Annotated in this window: 21 protein-coding genes; 11 read left to right on the top strand and 10 right to left on the bottom strand. The window is 67.8% G+C overall.

Going from position 1 to position 20,231, the window contains the following annotated elements:
* The first annotated feature begins 13 nt into the window (after positions 1-13).
* Positions 14-1,024 carry a sensor domain-containing diguanylate cyclase gene (locus tag ACT54L_RS14340; RefSeq protein WP_476086296.1) on the top strand — a complete coding sequence of 337 codons (1,011 nt, stop codon included), beginning with the start codon at positions 14-16 and terminating at the stop codon, positions 1,022-1,024.
* Here ACT54L_RS14340 and ACT54L_RS14335 read toward each other — a convergent pair.
* The 3 genes from ACT54L_RS14335 to ACT54L_RS14325 are packed head-to-tail and all read right to left on the bottom strand — an operon-like array spanning position 1,003 to position 2,356.
* On the bottom strand, positions 1,003-1,347 hold the full coding sequence (locus ACT54L_RS14335) for a lysozyme inhibitor LprI family protein (protein ID WP_476086295.1): 345 nt from the start codon (positions 1,345-1,347) through the stop codon (positions 1,003-1,005). The genes ACT54L_RS14340 and ACT54L_RS14335 overlap by 22 nt on opposite strands.
* A complete protein-coding gene (gene queC, locus ACT54L_RS14330; RefSeq protein WP_476086355.1) occupies positions 1,344-2,075 on the bottom strand; it encodes a 7-cyano-7-deazaguanine synthase QueC in 732 nt (243 codons plus the stop codon). The genes ACT54L_RS14335 and queC overlap by 4 nt, the downstream gene beginning before the upstream one ends.
* The gene (locus ACT54L_RS14325; protein WP_476086294.1) at positions 2,075-2,356 is read right to left on the bottom strand and encodes a BolA family protein; all 282 of its coding nucleotides are present in this window, start codon (positions 2,354-2,356) and stop codon (positions 2,075-2,077) included. Before ACT54L_RS14325 ends, queC begins: the two co-directional genes overlap by 1 nt.
* A gap of 254 nt (positions 2,357-2,610) precedes the next feature.
* Between ACT54L_RS14325 and ACT54L_RS14320 the strand changes: the two genes are divergently transcribed.
* The 4 genes from ACT54L_RS14320 (at position 2,611) to ACT54L_RS14305 (ending at position 7,383) form a co-directional block, all read left to right on the top strand.
* Complete coding sequence (locus tag ACT54L_RS14320) at positions 2,611-3,201, top strand: J domain-containing protein (protein WP_476086293.1); 591 nt, start codon at positions 2,611-2,613, stop codon at positions 3,199-3,201.
* A gap of 125 nt (positions 3,202-3,326) precedes the next feature.
* On the top strand, positions 3,327-4,310 hold the full coding sequence (cobS, locus tag ACT54L_RS14315) for a cobaltochelatase subunit CobS (protein WP_476086292.1): 984 nt from the start codon (positions 3,327-3,329) through the stop codon (positions 4,308-4,310).
* A 68-nt stretch (positions 4,311-4,378) separates the two neighbouring features.
* Complete coding sequence (gene cobT, locus ACT54L_RS14310; protein WP_476086291.1) at positions 4,379-6,283, top strand: cobaltochelatase subunit CobT; 1,905 nt, start codon at positions 4,379-4,381, stop codon at positions 6,281-6,283.
* A 71-nt stretch (positions 6,284-6,354) separates the two neighbouring features.
* Positions 6,355-7,383, top strand: a complete 1,029-nt coding sequence (locus ACT54L_RS14305) for an esterase-like activity of phytase family protein (RefSeq protein WP_476086290.1) — start codon at positions 6,355-6,357, stop codon at positions 7,381-7,383.
* A 22-nt stretch (positions 7,384-7,405) separates the two neighbouring features.
* Here the strand turns inward: ACT54L_RS14305 and ACT54L_RS14300 are convergent, their stop codons facing one another.
* Complete coding sequence (locus ACT54L_RS14300; RefSeq protein ID WP_476086289.1) at positions 7,406-8,386, bottom strand: methylated-DNA--[protein]-cysteine S-methyltransferase; 981 nt, start codon at positions 8,384-8,386, stop codon at positions 7,406-7,408.
* An 80-nt stretch (positions 8,387-8,466) separates the two neighbouring features.
* Positions 8,467-8,988: a DUF2244 domain-containing protein gene (locus ACT54L_RS14295; protein WP_476086288.1), complete on the bottom strand. Its 522-nt coding sequence runs from the start codon at positions 8,986-8,988 to the stop codon at positions 8,467-8,469.
* Positions 8,989-9,156: 168 nt separating this feature from the next.
* On the opposite strand from ACT54L_RS14295, the gene nth reads away from it, so the two are divergent.
* Positions 9,157-9,996 (top strand): endonuclease III, encoded by an 840-nt coding sequence (gene nth, locus ACT54L_RS14290; RefSeq protein ID WP_476086287.1) that lies wholly within the window; start codon positions 9,157-9,159, stop codon positions 9,994-9,996.
* Between the two features lie 6 nt (positions 9,997-10,002).
* Here nth and ACT54L_RS14285 read toward each other — a convergent pair whose 3' ends face one another.
* Together ACT54L_RS14285 and ACT54L_RS14280 are read right to left on the bottom strand one after the other, a co-directional pair.
* Positions 10,003-10,593, bottom strand: coding sequence for a protein-S-isoprenylcysteine O-methyltransferase (locus ACT54L_RS14285; RefSeq protein WP_476086286.1), 591 nt, complete (start codon positions 10,591-10,593; stop codon positions 10,003-10,005).
* Positions 10,590-11,825, bottom strand: coding sequence for a hypothetical protein (locus ACT54L_RS14280; RefSeq protein WP_476086285.1), 1,236 nt, complete (start codon positions 11,823-11,825; stop codon positions 10,590-10,592). Before ACT54L_RS14280 ends, ACT54L_RS14285 begins: the two co-directional genes overlap by 4 nt.
* 202 nt (positions 11,826-12,027) lie before the next feature.
* On the opposite strand from ACT54L_RS14280, the gene ACT54L_RS14275 reads away from it, so the two are divergent.
* The gene (locus ACT54L_RS14275) at positions 12,028-12,888 is read left to right on the top strand and encodes a glycosyltransferase family 2 protein (protein WP_476086284.1); all 861 of its coding nucleotides are present in this window, start codon (positions 12,028-12,030) and stop codon (positions 12,886-12,888) included.
* Positions 12,889-13,106: 218 nt separating this feature from the next.
* Positions 13,107-15,029: a 1-deoxy-D-xylulose-5-phosphate synthase gene (gene dxs / locus ACT54L_RS14270; protein WP_476086283.1), complete on the top strand. Its 1,923-nt coding sequence runs from the start codon at positions 13,107-13,109 to the stop codon at positions 15,027-15,029.
* Between the two features lie 97 nt (positions 15,030-15,126).
* Here the strand turns inward: dxs and ACT54L_RS14265 are convergent, their stop codons facing one another.
* Positions 15,127-15,576: a hypothetical protein gene (locus ACT54L_RS14265; RefSeq protein ID WP_476086282.1), complete on the bottom strand. Its 450-nt coding sequence runs from the start codon at positions 15,574-15,576 to the stop codon at positions 15,127-15,129.
* Positions 15,577-15,695: 119 nt separating this feature from the next.
* Positions 15,696-16,229 carry a hypothetical protein gene (locus tag ACT54L_RS14260; RefSeq protein WP_476086281.1) on the bottom strand — a complete coding sequence of 178 codons (534 nt, stop codon included), beginning with the start codon at positions 16,227-16,229 and terminating at the stop codon, positions 15,696-15,698.
* Between the two features lie 471 nt (positions 16,230-16,700).
* On the opposite strand from ACT54L_RS14260, the gene ACT54L_RS14255 reads away from it, so the two are divergent.
* The 3 genes from ACT54L_RS14255 (at position 16,701) to ACT54L_RS14245 (ending at position 19,336) form a co-directional block, all read left to right on the top strand.
* On the top strand, positions 16,701-17,429 hold the full coding sequence (locus ACT54L_RS14255; protein ID WP_476086280.1) for a TlyA family RNA methyltransferase: 729 nt from the start codon (positions 16,701-16,703) through the stop codon (positions 17,427-17,429).
* 26 nt (positions 17,430-17,455) lie between these two features.
* On the top strand, positions 17,456-18,676 hold the full coding sequence (locus tag ACT54L_RS14250; RefSeq protein WP_476086279.1) for a class I SAM-dependent RNA methyltransferase: 1,221 nt from the start codon (positions 17,456-17,458) through the stop codon (positions 18,674-18,676).
* A gap of 93 nt (positions 18,677-18,769) precedes the next feature.
* On the top strand, positions 18,770-19,336 hold the full coding sequence (locus tag ACT54L_RS14245; protein ID WP_476086278.1) for a DUF4142 domain-containing protein: 567 nt from the start codon (positions 18,770-18,772) through the stop codon (positions 19,334-19,336).
* A gap of 18 nt (positions 19,337-19,354) precedes the next feature.
* Here ACT54L_RS14245 and ACT54L_RS14240 read toward each other — a convergent pair whose 3' ends face one another.
* Positions 19,355-20,173 (bottom strand): DUF1194 domain-containing protein, encoded by an 819-nt coding sequence (locus ACT54L_RS14240; protein ID WP_476086277.1) that lies wholly within the window; start codon positions 20,171-20,173, stop codon positions 19,355-19,357.
* Positions 20,174-20,231 lie beyond the last annotated feature (58 nt).

The following is a 20,231-nucleotide window of genomic DNA, read 5'->3' as shown; positions in this document are numbered from 1 at the left end:
GAGGGGCGCACCTTTGCTCGACTTCGCGTTGCAGGCTCGAAGCCTCAGCCTGGATCTCGTCCTGGGCGCCCTGGCCCAGATCGACCAGGGCGTGCTGATCCTGGGGGAAGACAGGCGCATCGTCTTTGCCAACCCGCAGTTTGCCCGCATGTTCAACCTGCCGGAGGATCTGGTGCGGCCCGGCTGCCAGACGCTGCATTTCCACCAGTATCTGGCCTATCGCGGCGAATATGGCCCCGGCGACCCCGAAGAAATGATCGTCGTGCGGGAAAGGGCGATCCGCCAGCGCGAGCGGTACCGCATCGACCGCCGCCGCCCGAACGGCATGTACATCTCAGTGAGCGGCAATCCGGTGGGCGAAGGCGGCTATGTGTTCACCTTCACCGATGTGTCCGAGCAGAAGCGGCTGCTGCTGGAGATGGAAAGCCGGGTTGAAGAGCGCACGCAGGAATTGCGAGCAGCCAACGAGGAGCTGATGCGGCTGGCCAGCCTCGATCCGCTGCTCGGCATCGTCAACCGGCGCACCTTCCTACAGGTGGCGGAGGAGGCGCGACGCCAGATGGTCGCGCTGAAGACGCCCCTGCATGTGCTGATGATCGACCTCGATCACTTCAAAGCCATCAATGACCGCTACGGCCATTCGCAAGGCGACATCGTCCTGGCCGCGGCGAGCGCCGCCATGCAATCCGTTCTGAAACCGGGGGAATTGCTCTCCCGCTATGGCGGCGAGGAATTCGTGGCCCTGCTGCCGCGCACCCCCGCCGAGGATGCCATGGCCCGCGCCGAAGCCATGCGATGCGCGGTGGCAAACCATCCGGTGGCCCTGGCCGGAACGCTGGCGCGGATCACCATTTCCCTGGGGCTGGCGCAGGTGCGCGAGACCGACCCGATGATCGGCCTCGCCATCGCGCGCGCCGACCAAGCCGTCTATGCGGCCAAAGCCAATGGCCGCAACCAGGTGGTCTCAATCGACGCAGAATGCCTCCATGACAACCCGCGTCCTCAGAACGGCCCGCGGGAATAGATGGACTGCAGCACCTGGTTGATGGCTTTGATTCGGGCGTCATAGGTCTCGGTCAGGCACGCCATGTCCGCCCCGCAGGACGCCCGGGCCTTCAGGAACGCGCGCTGGTCATCCTGGAGCATGCCGCGCTGGCCCATGGCCACCAGATGGCTTGCCACCTCGAACAGGGTGGCCATGCGCACATCGAGGTCGGACAGCACCATGCTGGCGCACACGGCTTTTTCATCCGCCGCTTTCGCCTGAACGCAGTCGAAGCTTGCCGCATTCCCAAGGGTGAGCCCGGCTAGCGTCAGGACAAGAGCCAGAAGCACGCGGCGCATCATGCCCGGATCTCCTCGGCCCGGTAGCCGGCATACCCCTGGGCGCGCAGCCGACAGGCGGGGCAGGTGCCGCAGCCGAAGCCCCAGTCATGCCGGGCGCCCCGCTCACCCAGATAGCAGGTGTGGGTCTTCTCGATGATCGCATCCACAAGGGCCGTCCCGCCAAGCGCTTCGGCAAGGCGCCACGTTTCCGCCTTATCGATCCACATGAGGGGCGTGTGCAGCACGAACCTTTTGTCCATGCCGAGGTTAAGAGCCACTTGCAGGGCCTTGATGGTGTCGTCGCGGCAGTCGGGATAGCCGGAGAAATCCGTCTCGCACATGCCGCCCACGATGTGGCGCAGGCCCCGGCGATAGGCGAGCGCGGCGGCGAAGGTCAGGAAGATGATGTTGCGGCCCGGCACGAAGGTGTTGGGAAGGCCACCCGCCTCCATCTCGATGGCGGTGTCCCGGGTCAACGCGGTCTCCGACACGAGCCCCAGGGCTTCCAGGCCGAGAACATGATCCTCGCCGAGCCGCCCCGCCCAAGCGGGCTTCAGATCGGCCAGGGCGGCGCGGATGCCCCCCCGGCCGTCCAGTTCGATGCGGTGACGCTGGCCATAATCGAACCCCACCGTTTCCACCCGCCCGAAGCGCTCCAGCGCCCAGGCCAGCGTCGTGGTGGAATCCTGCCCGCCGGAAAAGAGGACGAGCGCCCCCTCCTCCGGGCGGAACGGCGCGCCGGCGTCCATCACTCGCCCGGCGCCTTTGCCTCAATGGCAAGGGCATGAAGGCCCTTGGCCATCTCGGAGGTCAGGAGGGCATTCACCAGGCGATGGCGGTCCACCCGGCTCTTGCCGGCGAAGGCGGCCGAGACCACCCGCACCTTCAGATGGGTGACGCCCCCGTCCCAGCGCGCGGCAGCGCCGGCATGGCCGGCATGCAGAGCACTCTCGTCCTCGATCTGGAGGTCGAGGGGCGACAGGCCCTCGGTGAGGAGGTGGCGGATGTCGTCGAGATTGGATTTGGACATGGCTTATGGGTAACGCCCGGCAACGCCAAGCGTCAATGCCGGGCGGCCCGCTATGGTCATCGCGTGAACCGCACGCAGGGCATGGCGCAACGGCGCGAGTGACCTTATATGGGAGGGGCGGTATCCAACCTGCCGCGTCCCGCTGCGGCCAGCCCGGCCAACGGCGCCTCAGGCGCCGAAACGGGTGTCAGCCAAGCTTCAAATTCACTCGCGATTTCTTGCCGCGATGCAATGCGGCGGCCATACTCTGCCCCATGAAAATTCACTCCCCCTTCTTTGATCGCATTCGGGTGAAGCCCGAGATGGACCGGCAGCGCAGCCGGCTCCTGCCCACCTGCCAATGGCCGGGCTGCGACCGCGAAGGCACGCACCGCGCGCCCAAGGGGCGGCAGGCGGAGGGCGAGTACTTTCACTACTGTCTCGACCACGTGAAGGAATACAACCAGTCCTACAACTATTTCGCGGGCATGAGCGACGCGGCGGTCTATGCCTACCAGAAGGACGCGCTGACCGGGCATCGTCCCACCTGGAAGATGGGCACGCGTGGGCCGGAGGAGAAGACCGAGGGCTATCGCGACCCCTTCGGCTTCGCCAGCGAGATGGGCGGGTTCGAGCGATTCGAGCAGCCGGTGACCGAGAGCCGCGCCATCCGCACGGCGGAGCGGCGCGCGCTGGAGCAGCTCGGCCTTGAGCTTTCCGCCACCGCCGAAGAGATCAAGACGCGCTTCAAGGAACTGGTGAAGAAGCACCATCCCGACGCCAATGGCGGCGACCGTTCCACCGAGGACCGGCTGCGCAACGTCATCCAGGCCTACAACACCTTGCGGCAGGCGGGTTTCTGCTGATGGACACCGCATCCGCGACATCGGGTGCGATGCGAATGGTTTTTGCACCAGCGGAAAACCTTTAAGGTTCCGCACCGACCGACAACAAGGAACGCACGCGGGAGCGTTGCGCAGACGGAGGCGTTATGAGCGGCACCGAGACCATTGCCCCGACCCCTGACATGAAGGTGTCGGTGCGCCAGGTGTTCGGCATCGACATCGACATGGAAGTCCCGGCCTTTTCCGAGGCCGACCCCCACGTGCCTGATCTCGACCCCGACTATCTGTTCGACCGGCAGACCACCTTGGCGATCCTCGCGGGCTTCGCCTACAACCGCCGCGTCATGGTCACCGGCTATCACGGCACCGGCAAGTCCACCCATGTGGAGCAGATCGCCGCCCGCCTGAACTGGCCCTGCGTCCGCATCAACCTCGACAGCCATATCAGCCGTATCGACCTGATCGGCAAGGACGCCATCGTGGTCAAGGACGGCATGCAGGTCACGGAATTCCGCGACGGCATCCTGCCGTGGGCGCTCCAGAACAATATCGCCCTGGTGTTCGACGAATATGACGCCGGCCGCCCGGACGTGATGTTCGTGATCCAGCGCGTGCTAGAAGTCTCCGGTCGCCTGACCCTGCTGGACCAGAACCGGGTCATCCGCCCCCACCCCTCCTTCCGCCTGTTCGCCACCGCCAACACGGTGGGCCTCGGCGATACGTCGGGCCTCTACCACGGCACCCAGCAGATCAATCAGGGCCAGATGGACCGCTGGTCCATCGTCACCACCCTGAACTACCTGCCCCACGACAAGGAAGTTGAGATCGTGCTGGCCAAGGCCAAGCACTATCGCAACCCCGAGGGCCGCGACATCGTCAACCGCATGGTGCGCCTGGCCGATCTCACCCGACAGGCCTTCATCAATGGCGACCTGTCCACGGTGATGAGCCCGCGCACGGTCATCACCTGGTCCGAGAATGCCAATATCTTCAAGGATATCGGCTTCGCGCTGCGGGTCACCTTCCTCAACAAGTGCGACGAGCTGGAGCGGTCCATCGTGGCCGAGTTCTACCAGCGCTGCTTCGGCCAGGAGCTGCCCGAGAGCGCGGTGAACGTCGCCCTCTCCTGATCCGTCCGCCGGACCGGCCGCGCCCGCAGCAAGCAGGCGCGGCCCACTCCGTTCAAAGGTTGTTCGCGATGGCCCCGTCCAACAAGACCGCCAAGTCCGCGCCCAAGGAGGCGCCCGTCGAGCCCTTCAAGCGGGCGGTGGCGGGCTGCTTCAAGGCCATTGCCGGCGTCTCCGAGTTCGATGTCTCCTTCGCTTCCGAGCGTCCCTCCCTCGGCCCCGACAAGGTGCGCCTGCCCGAGCCGCCGCGCCGCCTGAGCCAGCAGGATGCGGCCATCCTGCGCGGCCATGCGGATTCGCTCGCTTTGCGCCTCGCCTGCCATGACCCCGGCGTGCATCGCCGCATGGTGCCGACCGGCGATGTGGCCCGCGCCGTCTTCGACGCGGTGGAGCAGGCGCGCGTGGAGGCGGTGGGCTCCAACCGCATGCTGGGCGTCCAGCGCAACCTGACCGCCATGCTTTCCGACCGCTATCATCGCGGTCCCTTCGCGGATATCACCGACCGCGCCGACGCGCCCATTGAGGATGCGGTGGCGCTGCTGGTGCGCGAGCGCCTGACCGGGCAGGCCCCGCCCCCCGCCGCCCGCAAGATTGTCGAGCTGTGGCGCGACTATATCGAGAGCCGCGCCGAGGGCGACCTCTCCCGCCTCGCCGGCAGCCTGGAAGACCAGAAGGCCTTCGGCCGCATCACCCGCGACCTGCTCTCCTCCCTGGAAATGGGCGAGGAAAGCAGCCTGGAGAGCGACGAGGACCAGGAAAGCGACGACGAATCCAGCGGCCGCGACGACAAGGCAGGCGAGGAAGGCGAGCAGTCCGAGGATGAGAGCCAGGAAGGCGCCACCGAGGTGGAGGCCGAGCTCTCCGAGGACGAGCTGCCCGAAAGCGCCATGGAGAGCGAGGCCGGCCCGCCGGCCGAAATGCCCGACGAAAGCGACATGGGGGATGCGGACGAGGCGGCCGAGCCCTGGCAGCCCCGCCAGCCCCAGAATGCCGACGCCAAGGGGCCGGACTATCGCGCCTTCACGGTCAAGTTCGACGAGGAAGTCCATGCGGAGGATCTGTGCGACGCGGAGGAGCTGACGCGCCTGCGCTCCTATCTGGACAAGCAATTGTCCAACCTCCAGGGCGTGGTCTCCCGCCTCGCCAACCGCCTCCAGCGGCGGCTCCTGGCGCAGCAGAACCGCGCCTGGGAATTCGACCTGGAGGAAGGCGTGCTCGATCCGGCGCGGCTGTCCCGCGTGGTGACCGACCCCACCGCCGCCCTCTCCTTCAAGCGGGAGAAGGACACCCAGTTCCGCGACACCGTCGTCACCCTGGTGATCGACAATTCCGGCTCCATGCGCGGACGCCCCATCACGGTGGCCGCCACCTGCGCCGATATTCTCGCCCGCACCCTGGAGCGCTGCGGCGTGAAGGTGGAGGTGCTCGGCTTCACCACCCGCGCCTGGAAGGGTGGCCAGTCCCGCGAAGCCTGGCTCGCCGCCGGCAAGCCGCCCAATCCGGGCCGGCTCAATGACCTCCGGCACATCATCTACAAGGCGGCGGATGCCCCCTGGCGGCGCGCCCGGCGCAATCTGGGCCTGATGATGCGCGAGGGCCTCCTGAAGGAGAATATCGACGGCGAGGCCCTGGCCTGGGCCCATGAGCGCCTGCTCGGCCGGCCCGAGGCGCGCAAGATCCTGATGATGATCTCCGATGGCGCGCCGGTGGATGATTCCACCCTCTCCGTGAACCCCGGCAATTACCTGGAGCGGCACCTGCGCCATATCATCGCCGAGATCGAGAACCGCTCGCCGGTGGAACTCATCGCCATCGGCATCGGCCATGACGTGACGCGCTATTACCGCCGCGCCGTGACCATCGTGGATGCCGAGGAACTGGGCGGCGTCATGACCGAGAAGCTGGCGGAACTGTTCTCGGAGAACGGCCCCGCCCCGGTGCGCGCCACCGGCGGCGCCCGTCGGAAGCTGCACTGACGGGCATGTCGCGCCCCTCCCCGTTCTCCCCCCGCCCCGGTGCGCCCGCGCCGGGGCGGCGGCGTTTCCTGATGGGGCTGGTCGCCGCCGGCCTGGTGACCCCTCCTCTGGCCTTGACGCTTGCGCGCGCCTTCGCCAAGCCGTCCGTCCTGCCGGTGAGCCCGGTCGCCATCGATGTCACCTGCATTCCCATCGATCATTTTCGGCCGGGAGGCGAGGAGACCCGGTTCGGCGCCCTCACCTTCCTCGGTGGCCTGCGCCTGACCTCAAGCTTTCCGGGCTTCGGCGGCTTGTCCGCGCTGCGGATCGAAGGCCGGCCCGAGCGCTTTCTCTCCCTCACCGATGCCGGGCTTTTCGTGGCCGGCCAATTGGACACCGAGGGTTTGAAGCCCGTCGGCCTCTCCCACGTGCGCGCGGCGGCCATGCTGGATGAGAACGGACGCCCCTTGGCGGACAATGGCCGGGCGGACACCGAATCCCTCGCCATCGGCCCGGATGGCATCTATGTGGGCATAGAAGGCGTCAACGAGGTCTGGCGCTTTCCCGGCCCCGATCCGCTCGGCCAGCGCGGCGTGAGCGTGCACGTGCCAGAAGGCGTGAAGGCGCTTGCCACCAACCGGGGCGTGGAGAGCCTCGCCGTGATCCCATCAGGACCGCGCGCGGGCACCCTCATCGCCATCGGCGAGGCGGGCACCACTGGCAATCCCGACCTGCCGGGCTTTCTCATCGGCGGGCCGCGCCCGGGCCGGTTCCTGGTGAAGAAAAGCTGGAAATTCAACGCCACGGACGCGGATGTGGGCCCCGATGGCCGTCTCTACCTGCTGGAGCGCCATTATTCCCCAATGGAAGGGGTCTTCATGCAGATCCGTCGCTTCGAGATGGAGGCGGTGCGCCCTGGCGCCACCATTGATGGAGAAGTGCTGATCCGCGCCGACATGGGCTTTGAGATCGACAATATGGAGGGGCTGGCGGTCACCGCGGGCCCCTCGGGAGAGACCCTCCTCACCCTGATCTCGGATGACAATTTCAGCCCGCTCCAGCGCACCTTGCTGCTGCGCTTTGCGCTGGAGGGCGAACGGGCCAATCCGCCGCTGCGCTGACGCGCCCCGAGGGCGGGCGCGCCTATTTGCCGAACAGCGGAAGCCGGGCCTGAGGCCCATCGGCGGGCAGGAGGCTGCAACGCGGATCCTGCACCTGCCCCGCCTCCCAGCCCAATATGGCGCGCTTGCGGGTCAGCCCCCAATGATAGCCGGTCAGGTCTCCGCTCTTGCCCAATACGCGGTGGCAGGGCACCACGAAGGAAATGGGGTTCTTGCCCACGGCCGCGCCCACCGCCCGCGCCGCGGCGGGGCGCCCCACATGGCCGGCTATGGTGGAATAGGTGGTGGCCCGGCCCATGGGAATGCGCAGAAGCGTCTCCCACACCCGCACCTCGAAATCGGTGCCGATGAAGACGATGCGCAGCGGCTGGTCCTCCCGCCAGCTGGCGGGGTCGAATATGCGCCGCACCAGGGGCGCGGTGGCGGTGGGGTCCTCCACATAGTCCGCATTGGGCCAGCGCCGGCGCATGTCGGCGAGCGCCTCCACCTCCTCGCCGAGATCCGCGAAGGCGAGGCCGCACAGGCCCCGCGCGGTGGACATGGCCAACGCCCGGCCGAAGGGCGAGGGATGGAAGCCATAGCGGATCACGAGCCCCTGCCCGCCGGTCTTCCATTCGCCGGGCGACATGGCCTCGTGCACCACGAACAGGTCATGCAGGCGCCCGGGGCTGGACAGCCCCAGCTCCAGAGCCGCATCCAACACGTTGGAGGATTCCGCCAGCACCCGGCGTGCCCGGTCGAGGGTTACTGCCTGCAGGAAGGCCTTGGGGGTGAGGCCGCACCAGCGTCGGAACAGGTCGGTCAGCGCCCGCGCGCTGACGCCGGTGGCACGGGCGATCTCTTCCACCTCGGGCTGGTTCCGCACGTGGTTGGAGATATAGGACACCGCCCGCCGCACCACGTCATAGTCGGCGGCGGCAATCTCCAGCTCGGTGGCCGGCGTGGGGATGGCGAGGGCACCGGGTTGGGGGAAGTCCAGGGTAAAGCTCTCCTGCGCAAGCACCGGCTCATCTCCTCGCGAGTGTCGAGCCCACATCAGACCACGGGGCCAGGGGGCTGCCCACCCGATTTCCCGGAGGCGCTTTAGAACACCGAACGCGTCACGCCCCGCTTCACCTCGCTCAGCGCCGAGGTCAGGTCCGCCGCCAGCACCGACTTCTGGTGTGGACCCAGATGAATGCCCACGGGCGTGCGGCGGCCGCGCGATTCCAGGGCCATGTCGAGGGTGCCGAACTCCTCCACGTCCCGCCGCCAGAGACGGGTGAAGAAGGGGTTCATCTCCACATCCCGCGGGGCGCCGCGCGCCGGCACATGGCGCACCTGGATGAGGCTCGGTGTGATGCGGATATATTCGCGGGCGGCGGCGGCCTTGAAGTTAGCCTTGAAGGCCCAATAGAGCAGCGCCACGTCGAGCCCGAAAAAGCCGAAGATGGGCCAGGCACCCAGCGCCAGAAAGAACAGCCCGCAGGCAAAGCTGATCCCGCCCATGGCCAGCATCACAATGAAAAAGCCCTTGCGCGACAAGGAGCGATGGGGCGCCATCACCGCCGCAAAAACGGTGGGTTCTCCATCGTCTGGAAAGGGCATCTCATTGGCGTGGGTCATGGCCCTTAGTATAAGAAGAAAATGGGCCGAAAAACCATAGCCAACAAACCCGCGCCGTCCGGCCTCCCCGGCACGCCCGGCGCCGCTGCGGAAGGCGAAACGGATCGGCCGTCCCCAGCCCCCGCCTCCCCGAGGCCGAAGGCGCCGCGCGCCGCAAAGCCCGGCGCGATGGAGGCCAAGGTCGCTGTTCCCGCGCGCACCGCTGCAAGCGCCACCGAGAGCGCCGCTCCAAGCACCGCCAAAATCACTCCTGCCAAGGGATCGCCGCGCCGCAAGGCGGCGACGCCGATCCTGCTTCCCGCGGCCGTCCCGCCACCCCGCCGCCGCGCGGTGGCCAATGCCGCCGCCGCCGCCCATGGCAGGACGGTCCAGCCCTGGACCAAGCGCGAGATCACGGAGGCGTTCACCCGCTTCGAGCGCCTCAATCCCGAGCCGAAGGGCGAGCTGGAGCATTCCGACCCCTTCACCCTCCTGGTGGCGGTGGTGCTGTCCGCCCAGGCCACCGATGCCGGCGTCAACAAGGCCACCCGCGGCCTGTTTGCCGCAGCGCCCACCCCGGCCGCCATGGTGGCCCTGGGGGAGGAAGGCGTCGCCAGCCATATCCGCACGCTCGGCCTTTACCGGGGCAAGGCGAAGAATGTGGTGGAGCTCTCCCGCCTGCTGCTGGAGCGCCATGGCGGGACCGTGCCGCAGGATCGGGACGCGCTAGAGGCTTTGCCGGGGGTGGGGCGCAAGACCGCCAATGTGGTCTTGAACATCGCCTTCGGCCATCCCACCATCGCCGTGGACACCCATCTCTTCCGCGTCGCCAATCGCACCGGCCTTGCGCCCGGCGCCACGCCACTTGAGGTGGAAGAGAAGCTCGAGGCGCGCATTCCCGGCCGCTTCAAGCTGCACGCCCATCACTGGCTGATCCTGCACGGGCGCTACATCTGCAAGGCGCAACGGCCGGACTGCCCGCTCTGCCCCATCAACGACTTGTGCCGCTGGCCCGACAAGCCGCTGTGAGGCGGGTCAGAAGATGCCGGGAATGATCCGCCGGGTGCGGGCGCAATAGGCCTCATAGGCCGGCCCGAAGGTCTGGCGCATCATGGCCTCCTCGCGCCCGACGCGGAAAGCGAACAGGATGCCGAAGCCGATGAGGCCCGCTGGCCCGGCGAGGAGATTGGGCAGAAGCAGAGCCTGCGCCACCGCCCACAGGAAGAAGGCGGAATACATGGGATGGCGCACATAGGCATAGACGCCGCCCGTCACCAGTTGATGGGCGTCCTTGATCTCCAGCGTCACCGACCAATTGCGCCCGAGGTCGCGATGGGTGCGCCAGAACAGCCAGAGCGCGACGACAAAAACGCAGACACCGGCCACCATCTGCACCGGCGAGAGCGCATAGTTCAGGCTCTTGGGAAAGCCGGTGGCGGCAAAGACCGCGGGCACGATGCCAAGGCCCAGCGTGGAAATGGACAACAGCACCATTTCCCGCAGCGTGCGGTGGCGCGCATCCGCCACTTGCGCGCGCTTGGCCTTGCGTTCGAACGGTAGGCGGATGAGATACCAGGCGATGACGCCGAGCGCCCAGGCGATCTTGGAACATGCAAGCAGGGTCATAAACGTCTCAGATGTGCGCCGGGAATGAGGCTGCCGTCGGGAGCGAAGACGACCATCGGCCCCTCCATTTGCGCCACCAGGTCGGAAAACGAGATGGGCGCGTGGATAAAGGCGTAGAAGTCGTAGGGCGCGCGCCTGTCGTTGGCCAGGAAGAACTGGCAGTGAAGGCGCATGATGTCGAAGCGATAGCGGGCATAGGTGCCCGGCGTCATCATCCCCCGGATGGTCACTTGCCGGATGAAGGGCCGGCGAGTGCCATCGCCATTGCCGGCATGGGTGAGATGGACCGGATCGACCTTGTAGAAGCTGACGATGTCGTCCTTGGCCTGAAACTCGATCCAGTCGAGGGTGGTGGCGTCATGCACCGCATAGGCGGCCTCCCGCAGCCGGGTGCCGGCAGGGTGAAGGGCGAACTTGGCGGCCGTTGAGCCCACGGTGAGCAGGCGGACGGGCACGTTGCGGGCGAAATCGGGGTCCTTGCGCAAGGCGATGGCCACAAGGCTCACCACATGCATGGCCCCAAGGCTGTGGCCGGCGACGACGATCTCGTCGACGCCCCCCTCCCGCGCCACCGCGATGAGCCGGTCGGCGAAGGCCTCCAGGCGCGCATCAATGGCGCCATGACGGCCGCGCACGAAATCCACGGAGAATTCGGCGAGGTCCAAAGACTGCTTGAGCTTCACCCGGGCCCCGAGCGTGGCCATGAGCGCGAAAAAAACGCCCCCCGCCGCCAGGAGCGCAGCGCCCCCCGCCACCGCCAGCCCAAGCGGGGCGGCAAGGCCATAGGCGAGCGTCCCCGCCGCCAGGCCAAGGCCCGCCATCGCCAGCAGCGTCACGTAGGTCAGCGCGAAAAAGATGCCGTAGCGGCGGCTGAAGCGGAAATACCGCTTTACCGTGCCGGTGGCGACCATGTCCCACAGGGCGCGAGCGGTGCCCTTCAGGTGGGACCAGCGGGAGCGGGACATGTCGGCCTTGACGATGTCGTTCCACGCCAGAAGCTCGAACCGGGTGGCGCTCTCCCAGTTCGTCCCGGCCGCGCCCGCATCCCAATAGGCCCCGGTCGGGGTCTCGTGCGCGGCCTCCTCGCTCCAGGTGCGCGCGCCCCAGGTGCCGGCGAAGCGTGCGCTTTCCCGCACGAAGATGCGGTGATGGCCCACGACATCCATGGGGTCATAGCCGGCCACGAAAAAGAAGTGGCGGCGAATGGAGGTATGGGAGCCGTCCTGCGACATGGTCCGCGCCTTCTACTGGAGGACGGCGCCGGACGGAAGGGCAACCGTACCGGTCCGGCGCGCCTTCCCAAGGCGCCCGCGCCGGTCTACCAAGCCGGAGGATGGAGGAGAGGCGCCGGCACGGGATCGGGGAACTGAGCGGGCAACAGGGCGGGCAACAGGGCGGACTAGGGAGGTTCAACTGGCAGCGGCGTATCCGGCGATGGATCTCTCATCGGTCAGCGTGGTGTTCGTGACCTATAACAGCGACGCCGTGATCGGCCGCGCCGTCGCGTCGGTGCCAGCGGCCTGCGAGGTCCTCATCGTCGACAATGCGAGCCCGGCAGGGACCGGCTTTGCCACACGGCTGGCCCGCCCGGTCCGCCTTCTTGCGCAACCGCGCAACCTGGGATTCGGCGCCGCCTGCAACCTGGGGGCAAAATCAGCGACCGGGCGCATGCTGCTCTTCCTCAATCCCGACGCCGCGCTGGAAGAGGGCGCGGTGGAACGCCTGCTGGCGGCCGCCGCCAGCTATGGCCCGGCCCTGCTCATGCCCACCATCCTGGCAGAGGACGGACGGCTGATGCGCAAGGAGGGCTCCATCCTGGAGCCGGTCCCGCGTGCCCGCCGCCTTTCGGCGCCAGAGATTGCGGGCGATTATTGCACCCGCTTCGTGCACGGCGCCGCCTTCCTGGTGGCGAAGGACGTATTTTTGGACCTGGGCGGCTTCGACGAGGCCATCTTCCTCTATCACGAGGACGACGACCTGGGGCTGCGGGCGCTGGCGCGGCGCATTCCCATTATCTTGGTGCGCGAGGCGCGCGTCCGCCACGCGGGAGGGAAATCCTCGGCGCCCGCCCTGTCCCAGACCTTCCGCATCAATCGCTGGAAGATGCGCTCGGAAATCTATGTGCGCCGGAAATACCACCGCGCGCCCTCCTTTGCCGCGGCCTGCGCCAAGCTTGCCGGCGGGGTGGCGCTGGCCGCCCTCTCGCTCAATGCCCACCGCGTCATGATCCGCGCCGGCAAGCTCGCCGGCCTGCTGGACATGCGCACGCCGGGCATGGGCACCGGCCCGGAGTAAGCGGGACGGCGTAAACGGGACGGCGCGCACGGAATGGCGTCCTGTTGTGGTCCATTGCGTGTCCGTCGTGCGTTGTTATTTGTGTTTGCGAGGGTCCCGCGCTAGGGGACCATGAAACAGCCGCACTCAGGGCGGCACAAAGCGAGCTTCCGGCCAGCCAAGCCGGGCGCCCGACGCCGGCTCCGCAAGGGGCCGCGCCTTATTCGGCGGAGTGATAAGTGACGGTTTCCAAGACCCCGCTTCTTGACACGGTCCATGTGCCGGCGGACCTGCGCCGGCTTCCCGACGAGAAGCTCGCCCAGCTCGCCAACGAACTGCGCGCGGAAACCATCGACGCCGTATCGGTGACGGGCGGCCATCTGGGAGCGGGGCTTGGCGTGGTGGAGCTCACCGTCGCCCTGCACCACGTGTTCGACACCCCGCACGACCGGCTGATCTGGGACGTGGGGCACCAATGCTATCCCCACAAGATCCTCACCGGCCGGCGCGACCGCATCCGCACCCTGCGCCAGGGCGGCGGCCTGTCCGGCTTCACCCGCCGGGCGGAGAGCGAATATGACCCCTTCGGCGCGGCGCATTCCTCCACCTCCATCTCCGCCGGCCTCGGCATGGCGGTGGCGCGTGATCTTTCCGGGCAAGAGCGCAACATTGTCTGCGTGATCGGGGACGGCGCCATGTCGGCGGGCATGGCCTATGAGGCCATGAACAATGCTGGCGCCATGGACAGCCGCCTGATCGTGGTGCTCAACGACAACGACATGTCCATTGCCCCGCCCACCGGGGCCATGTCGGCCTATCTCGCCCGCCTCATTTCCGGCCGCACCTATCTCTCCCTTCGGGAGATCGGCAAGCAATTGGCCGGCCATCTGCCCAAGTTCGTCAAGGACGGGGCAGCCAAGGCGGAGGAGTTCGCGCGCGGCTTCTGGACCGGCGGCACCTTGTTCGAGGAGATGGGCTTCTATTATGTGGGCCCCATCGACGGGCACAATTTCGAGCACCTGCTGCCGGTGCTGCGCAATGTGCGCGACGCCAAGACTGGGCCGATTCTCGTCCATGTGGTGACCCAGAAGGGCAAGGGCTATGCGCCCGCCGAGGCCTCGGCCGACAAATATCACGGCGTCGTGAAGTTCGACGTGGTGACGGGCGCCCAGGTCAAGCCCAAGTCCAATGCGCCGAGCTATACCCGCGTCTTCGCCGAGAGCCTCATCAACGAGGCCCGGCGCGACGACAAGATCGTGGCCATTACGGCGGCCATGCCGTCAGGCACGGGCATCGACCTGTTCGGCCAGGCCTATCCCGAGCGCACCTTCGACGTGGGCATTGCCGAGCAGCATGCGGTGACGTTTGCCGCCGGCCTCGCCGCCGAGGGCTACAAGCCGTTCTGCGCGCTCTATTCCACCTTTCTCCAGCGGGCCTATGACCAGGTGGTGCACGACGTGGCGCTGCAGGGCCTGCCGGTGCGCTTCGCCATCGACCGGGCGGGCCTGGTGGGGGCGGATGGCGCGACCCATGCGGGCGCCTTCGACATCGCCTATCTGGCCTGCCTGCCGGGCTTCACCCTCATGGCGCCCTCCGACGAGGCGGAACTGACCCACATGGTCGCCACCGCCGCCGCCTTCGAGGACGGCCCCATCGCCTTCCGCTTCCCGCGCGGCGACGGGGTGGGCGTCGAGCGGCCGGTGAAGGGAGAGATCCTGCCCATCGGGCGCGGCCGGGTGGTGAAGGAGGGCACGCACGTCGCCCTGGTGTCCCTGGGCACCCGGCTCGCCGCGTGCCTGGAGGCGGCGGAGCGGCTGGGGGACCTCGGGGTTTCCGCCACCGTGGTGGACGCCCGTTTCGCCAAGCCCATCGATGCGGATCTGATTCTGCGGCTCGCCCGGTCCCATGAGGCCCTGGTGACGGTGGAAGAAGGCTCGGTCGGCGGGTTCGGTTCGCTGGTGTTCCAGTTGCTGTCCGACCAGGGCGCGCTTGATCGCGGGCTGAAGGTGCGCAGCATGGTGCTGCCGGACATCTATATCGACCAGGACACGCAGGCCCGTCAGCTGGCCGAGGCCGGCCTTGATGCCGATGCCATCTGCGTCAAGGTCCTCGGCGCGCTCGGCCGCACCGGAGAGCGACAGGTCCGCTCCATCCGCGCCTGATGCGAAAACGGGGCGCCACGCGCCCCGTCTTTCTCGTGTGGCACGGCCGCGCCGCCGCCCCCTTGGAAGGCAGGCTTACCGGCCTCGGGGGTCGAGCCTATTTGCAGGCGGCCTCGAACTGGCCATAGGCCTCCGGCGCGCCGGTCAGGGCGATCTGCTGCTTGGCCCCCTTCACCTCTAGGGTCAGGGTCTTGCCGCTGGCGAGCAGCGCCTTCAGATCGTCCAGCTTGGCCCCGGCCTCCACATCTATGGAGGAGGTGTCGTCATTGGCCACCGCCTTGCCGGTCAGCTCCTTCTTGAGCTTGCCGGCGGTGAAGACGATCTTGGCCGGATCATCCGCCTTCAGGCCCTTGGCGCCCGAAACATTGACCAGAGCCAGCGCCTTGCCGCGCTCGCACACGAAAAGCAGTGCGCTATTGTCTTCGGTGCCGAAGGCCAGGGTGGCGCCGTTGTCCGTCTCGGTGGTGGTCCAATTCAGCTTGACCTGTGCTGCCGCCGGCAGAGCCGAGACCGCAAGGACGGAAAGCGCCAGAACTGCGCGATACATGATGTGCTCCATGAAGGCAGGCGCGCGATCATAGCGAGACTTGTAAAAAGAAAAAGAACCCCCGCGGCCGCATCAAAAAATGCCATCGGCGCGGCACGGGCGGGCAAGAAGCCTGCACCTCAGCGCCGGGCGAGGCAGGCCCGCTCGAAGTCGGCCAGACGCGTCCGCGCCCCGGCCAGCGGCAGGGACTGGGTTTCCCCGGGCAGCTTGATGGCCAGCGTATCGCCATCGCGGAACAGGTCGAACACCCGGGCATTCAGGCTCACCGCCGCCTCCACCACCAGGTCGCCATCCTGCGAACCCAGAAAAGCGGTGGCCGCCAGTTCCAGCCGGCGCCGGCCGTTGGACAAGGCTAGCGGCACACCGTCCCCCGAGCCGATCTTCTTGCTCTTCACCTCCACCGCGATCTGCAACAGATTGGCGGAGGGCTGGCAGGTGGCGGCAAAGGAGGGGTCGGCATCGCGCGGCAACCCGTAGCGCAGGACAAAGGTATCCTCGCCCTTGGCCATGGACCAGACGCGCGGGTCCGGCGGCGTGGCGGGCTTCGCGGGCTTGGGCTTGGCCGGGGCCGTGGCGGCATCGACCGCGCAAATGCCGGGCAGCAGGGCGAGCGCCACCGCCACGAAGGGAAGAACAAGGACCTTAAAACGCATCTCGTCTCCCATCGCGACCTTGCGGCCGGAGCATGGCATGGCTTGGGCGCGCAAACGGCAGAGGCTGCGCCTGCGCACCGGACGGGAGCCCACCACAAGCAGGCAGGAGCCACGGCACGCATTCCCGCACAGACCGGGTGCTCGCCCCCCCAATTGAGGAAAGACGAGAGACCGGCCCCGTGCGCTGCGGGAGAGCACCGCACAATCCTGTCGCGCTCCCGAAGAGGCAAACCTCTTTCTTTATTATTTCAACGCCCTAGCCGCGTCGACTCGGAACGCGGGGGCACCTGTGGCATGAGATCCCTCACCCCGGTAGCTACTGCGAACAAAACCTTATGTTTCCCAACATGTTCAGCCCTGATGCTGGAGCGGACCTTGCAACCGCGCTGCACACATCGCTCAAAAGTGTTGCATCCTTGCCCTCCCCTGGGCGATGGAGCCCGACAAACGAGACGGTGGGACAGTCAGGAAATGGGGCGGGAGCGGATCGACAAGCTGCTGGTGGCGCGGGGATTGTTTGACAGCCGCGCCCGCGCCCAGGCCGCCATCCTGGCCGGTGGCGTCAGCGTCGCCGGGCGTGTGGTGGACAAGCCCTCCGACATGGTGGACACGAACGCGCCCCTCGCGGCCACGGACCTGCACCCCTATGTCTCACGCGGCGGGCTGAAGCTGGCGGCAGCCCTTGATGCATTCGGTATCGATCCGGCAGCCCAGGTGGCGCTGGATCTCGGCGCATCCACCGGCGGCTTCACCGATGTGCTGCTGCGGCGAGGCGCCCGGCGAGTCTATGCCGTGGATGTGGGCCACGACCAGTTTCACCCCCGCCTGCGCGACCGGCCCGAGGTTCGGCTCCTGGAAGGCACCGATGCCCGCAGCCTCACCCCCGCGCTCATCCCGGAGCCGGTGGACCTGGTGGTGGCGGATGTCAGCTTCATCTCCCTTTCCCTGGTTCTGCCCCCCGCCTTGCCGCTGGCGGGGCCCGGTGCCCGGCTGGCCGTGCTGGTCAAGCCCCAGTTCGAGGCGGGGCCCGCCCATGTGAAGAAGGGCATCGTGCGCGACCCCTGCGTGCACGCCGAGGTGTGCGCCCGCATCCAAGGCCTGATAGAGGAGCACGGCTGGCGCGTGGTGGGCCTTGTCCCCTCCCCCATTGCTGGTGGCGACGGCAATCGCGAATTTCTTCTGGGCGCCGTGCGCCCATGACCCAGGGGAAGAGGCAGGCAGGCCCGATGCAGGTTGAGATCGCTCGCATGGGCGCGCAGGGCGACGGCATCGCCCAGACGCCCGATGGCCCCCTGTTCGCCACCTATGTGCTGCCCGGCGAGAAGGTGGAGGGCGTGCGCGAGAAGGACCGCCTGAAGGTCAGTTCCATCCTGGAGCCAAGCGCCGAGCGGGTGGCGCCGGAATGCGCCCACTTCGGCATTTGCGGCGGCTGTCTGCTCCAGCATTGGGAAGCCGGCGCCTACCAGGCCTGGAAGCGCCAGATCGTGGTGGAGGCGCTGGAGCGCGAGGGCATCGCCACCGAGGTGACCCCCCTCATCGACGCCCACGGCGCCGGCCGCCGGCGGGTCATCTTCCATGCCCGCCAGAAGGGACCGCGCACGGTGGTGGGGTTCGCCGAGCGTCGGTCCCACGCCATGGTGGCCATCACCCATTGCCCCGTTCTTGCCCCCGGCCTTGCCCGTGCGCTTGAGGCCTCGCAGGCCCTGGCCGAAGCGCTGGCGCCACTCAACAAGCCGCTGGACCTGCAGGTCACGGCCACCGAGAGCGGGCTCGACGTGGATGTGCGCGGCTCCGGCCCCCTCCCCCCGCTGCTGGCCATGGAGCTGGCTGGCATTGCCGAGCGATTCGGGCTCGCGCGCCTCACCCGCCATGGCGAACTGGTGCTGCAGCGCGCGGCGCCCTTCCTCACCATGGGCACGGCGCGGGTGGAATTGCCGCCCGCATCCTTCCTTCAGGCCACCGCCGAGGGCGAGGCCTGCCTTGCCCAGCTCGCCCAAGTGGGCGTCAGCGGCGCCAAGCGGGTAGCGGACCTGTTCTGCGGCGTGGGCACCTTCGCGCTGCGCCTCGCTGCCACCGCCCGCATTCTGGCGGTGGAAAGCAACGCCCCGGCCATCGCGGCCCTGAAGCGAGCCGCCCAGGGCACGCCGGGCCTGAAGGCCGTGGACACGGAGACGCGCGACCTGTTCCGCCGCCCCCTCCTGCCGGAGGAAATGGCCAAGCTCGACGCCGTGGTCATCGACCCGCCCCGCCAGGGAGCGGAGGCGCAGGCGCGGGAACTGGCCCGCGCCAAGGTGGGCCGGCTCGTCTATGTGTCCTGCTCGGCGGCGACCTTCGCCCGCGATGCGGCGCTCCTTGCCGCCGGCGGCTTCCGCCTCTCCCAAGTCACACCCGTGGACCAGTTCCGCTATTCGCCCCACGTGGAACTGGTGGGGGTTTTCGAGCGGTAGGGAACATCCGGGGACGCCGGACAGACCCTGCTGTCGCGTAACCAATGTTGCTGTAGAATGCCCAACGTAAAGAAATCATCGAAGGGGCCTTCCGTGCGTGGCTTGAAGAGTGCGAGCGTGGCGCTGATCCTCGCCGTGGCGAGTGTGTCCCTCCCCGCGCAAGCGCAGGATACCCCGGGGCCCTCGCCCCAGGCCTTGGTGGCGGTGGCCCGCGTGCCCTCGACCGAGGTGTTCGTGAAGACGGCGGCGGCGGCCAACGGCTTCGAGATCGCCAGCAGCAAGCTGGCCCTGGAGAAAACCAAGAATCCCGCCATCCGGGCCTTCGCCCAGCACATGATTGCCGACCACACCCGCATCGGGGAGGCTTTCGTCGCCGCGCTCGGCAAGGCGGACGCGGGCATCACCCCGGCGCCCGGACTGACGCCGGACCTGGAGAAGATCATGGCCGACCTCTCCGCCAAGTCCGGCCCCGCCTTTGATGCCGCCTATGTGGCCGCGCAGACGCAGGCGCATATGGATGCGGTGGGTCTGTTCGGCGGCTATGCCAAGGGCGGCAGCAATGCGGTCCTGCGGGCCTTCGCGACCGAGACCTTGCCCACCATCAAGATGCACCTGACCATGTGCTACGAGCTGGCGTCCGCGAAGGCTGCCGCCCGCTGAGCCGCCCCGCAGATCCGCCTAATTGTTCCAGTGCTCCTGCCACAGGCGCTCGCCGATGAGGCAGGAGATGCGCGGAGGGCTGACGGCGGGGATGATACGCGCCACCTCCGGCGGCCGCAGCCCCGCCACTTCCAGGATCAGCTTGGTCTTGATGGCGCGGGCGAATTCCGCCTGCTCGCGCACCGGGATCACGAACGCCCCGGCGCCGCCGATGACGCAATCCTCGTAATAGACATCCAGGTCGGGAATATCGATGGCCGAATTGCTGCTGCGCTTCAGCAGCAGGGGCAGGCCGTTGATGGTGATACCCTGCGCCACCACTTCGTCCCGCACCCGCTCCACCGGCGGCCCCTGGTTGTTCACGCCGTCGCCGGACACGTCGATGACATTGCGCAAGCCCCGGTAGCCCGAGGTCTTCAGGAGATTGGCGGAAAAGAGCAGGGCAGAGGAGATGGAGGTGCGATAGACCCGGCGCAGCGGCGCCGCGCGAATGGCATCTGAGAAGGCGCGGGCGCTGGCGGGGCCATCGATGATGCGCCAATCCAGCACCACCTTCTGCTCGCGCTCGCCGGCCCATTCCACATAGGTGGCCGCGATCCGGCCACGGGGGCCTTGCCGGAGGGCGGTCAGAAATTCATCGGAGACCAGGGCAGACGCATAGCCCTCCCGCTGGAGGGCCTGCTCGTCGGGGTCCATGGAATAGGACACGTCGACGGCGAGGACCAACTGCACGTCCACCATATTGTCGGCCGCGGGGGCCGCCTTGGCGGCGCCGTCTCCCAGCAGCGCCACGAGCAAGGAAGCGAGGCAAAGGGAAGGGGCGAACCGCCAGGCCATGGCGTCCTCCGAAGATGGCAGCCGGGATGCCCCATGCTGCCATCAACGCCGCGTCGGC

The sequence above is a fragment of the Aquabacter sp. DMC10 genome (genome assembly GCF_056314145.1).
Note: the sequence above shows the minus strand (reverse complement) of the source record. Positions and strands in the feature narration are given on the sequence as shown.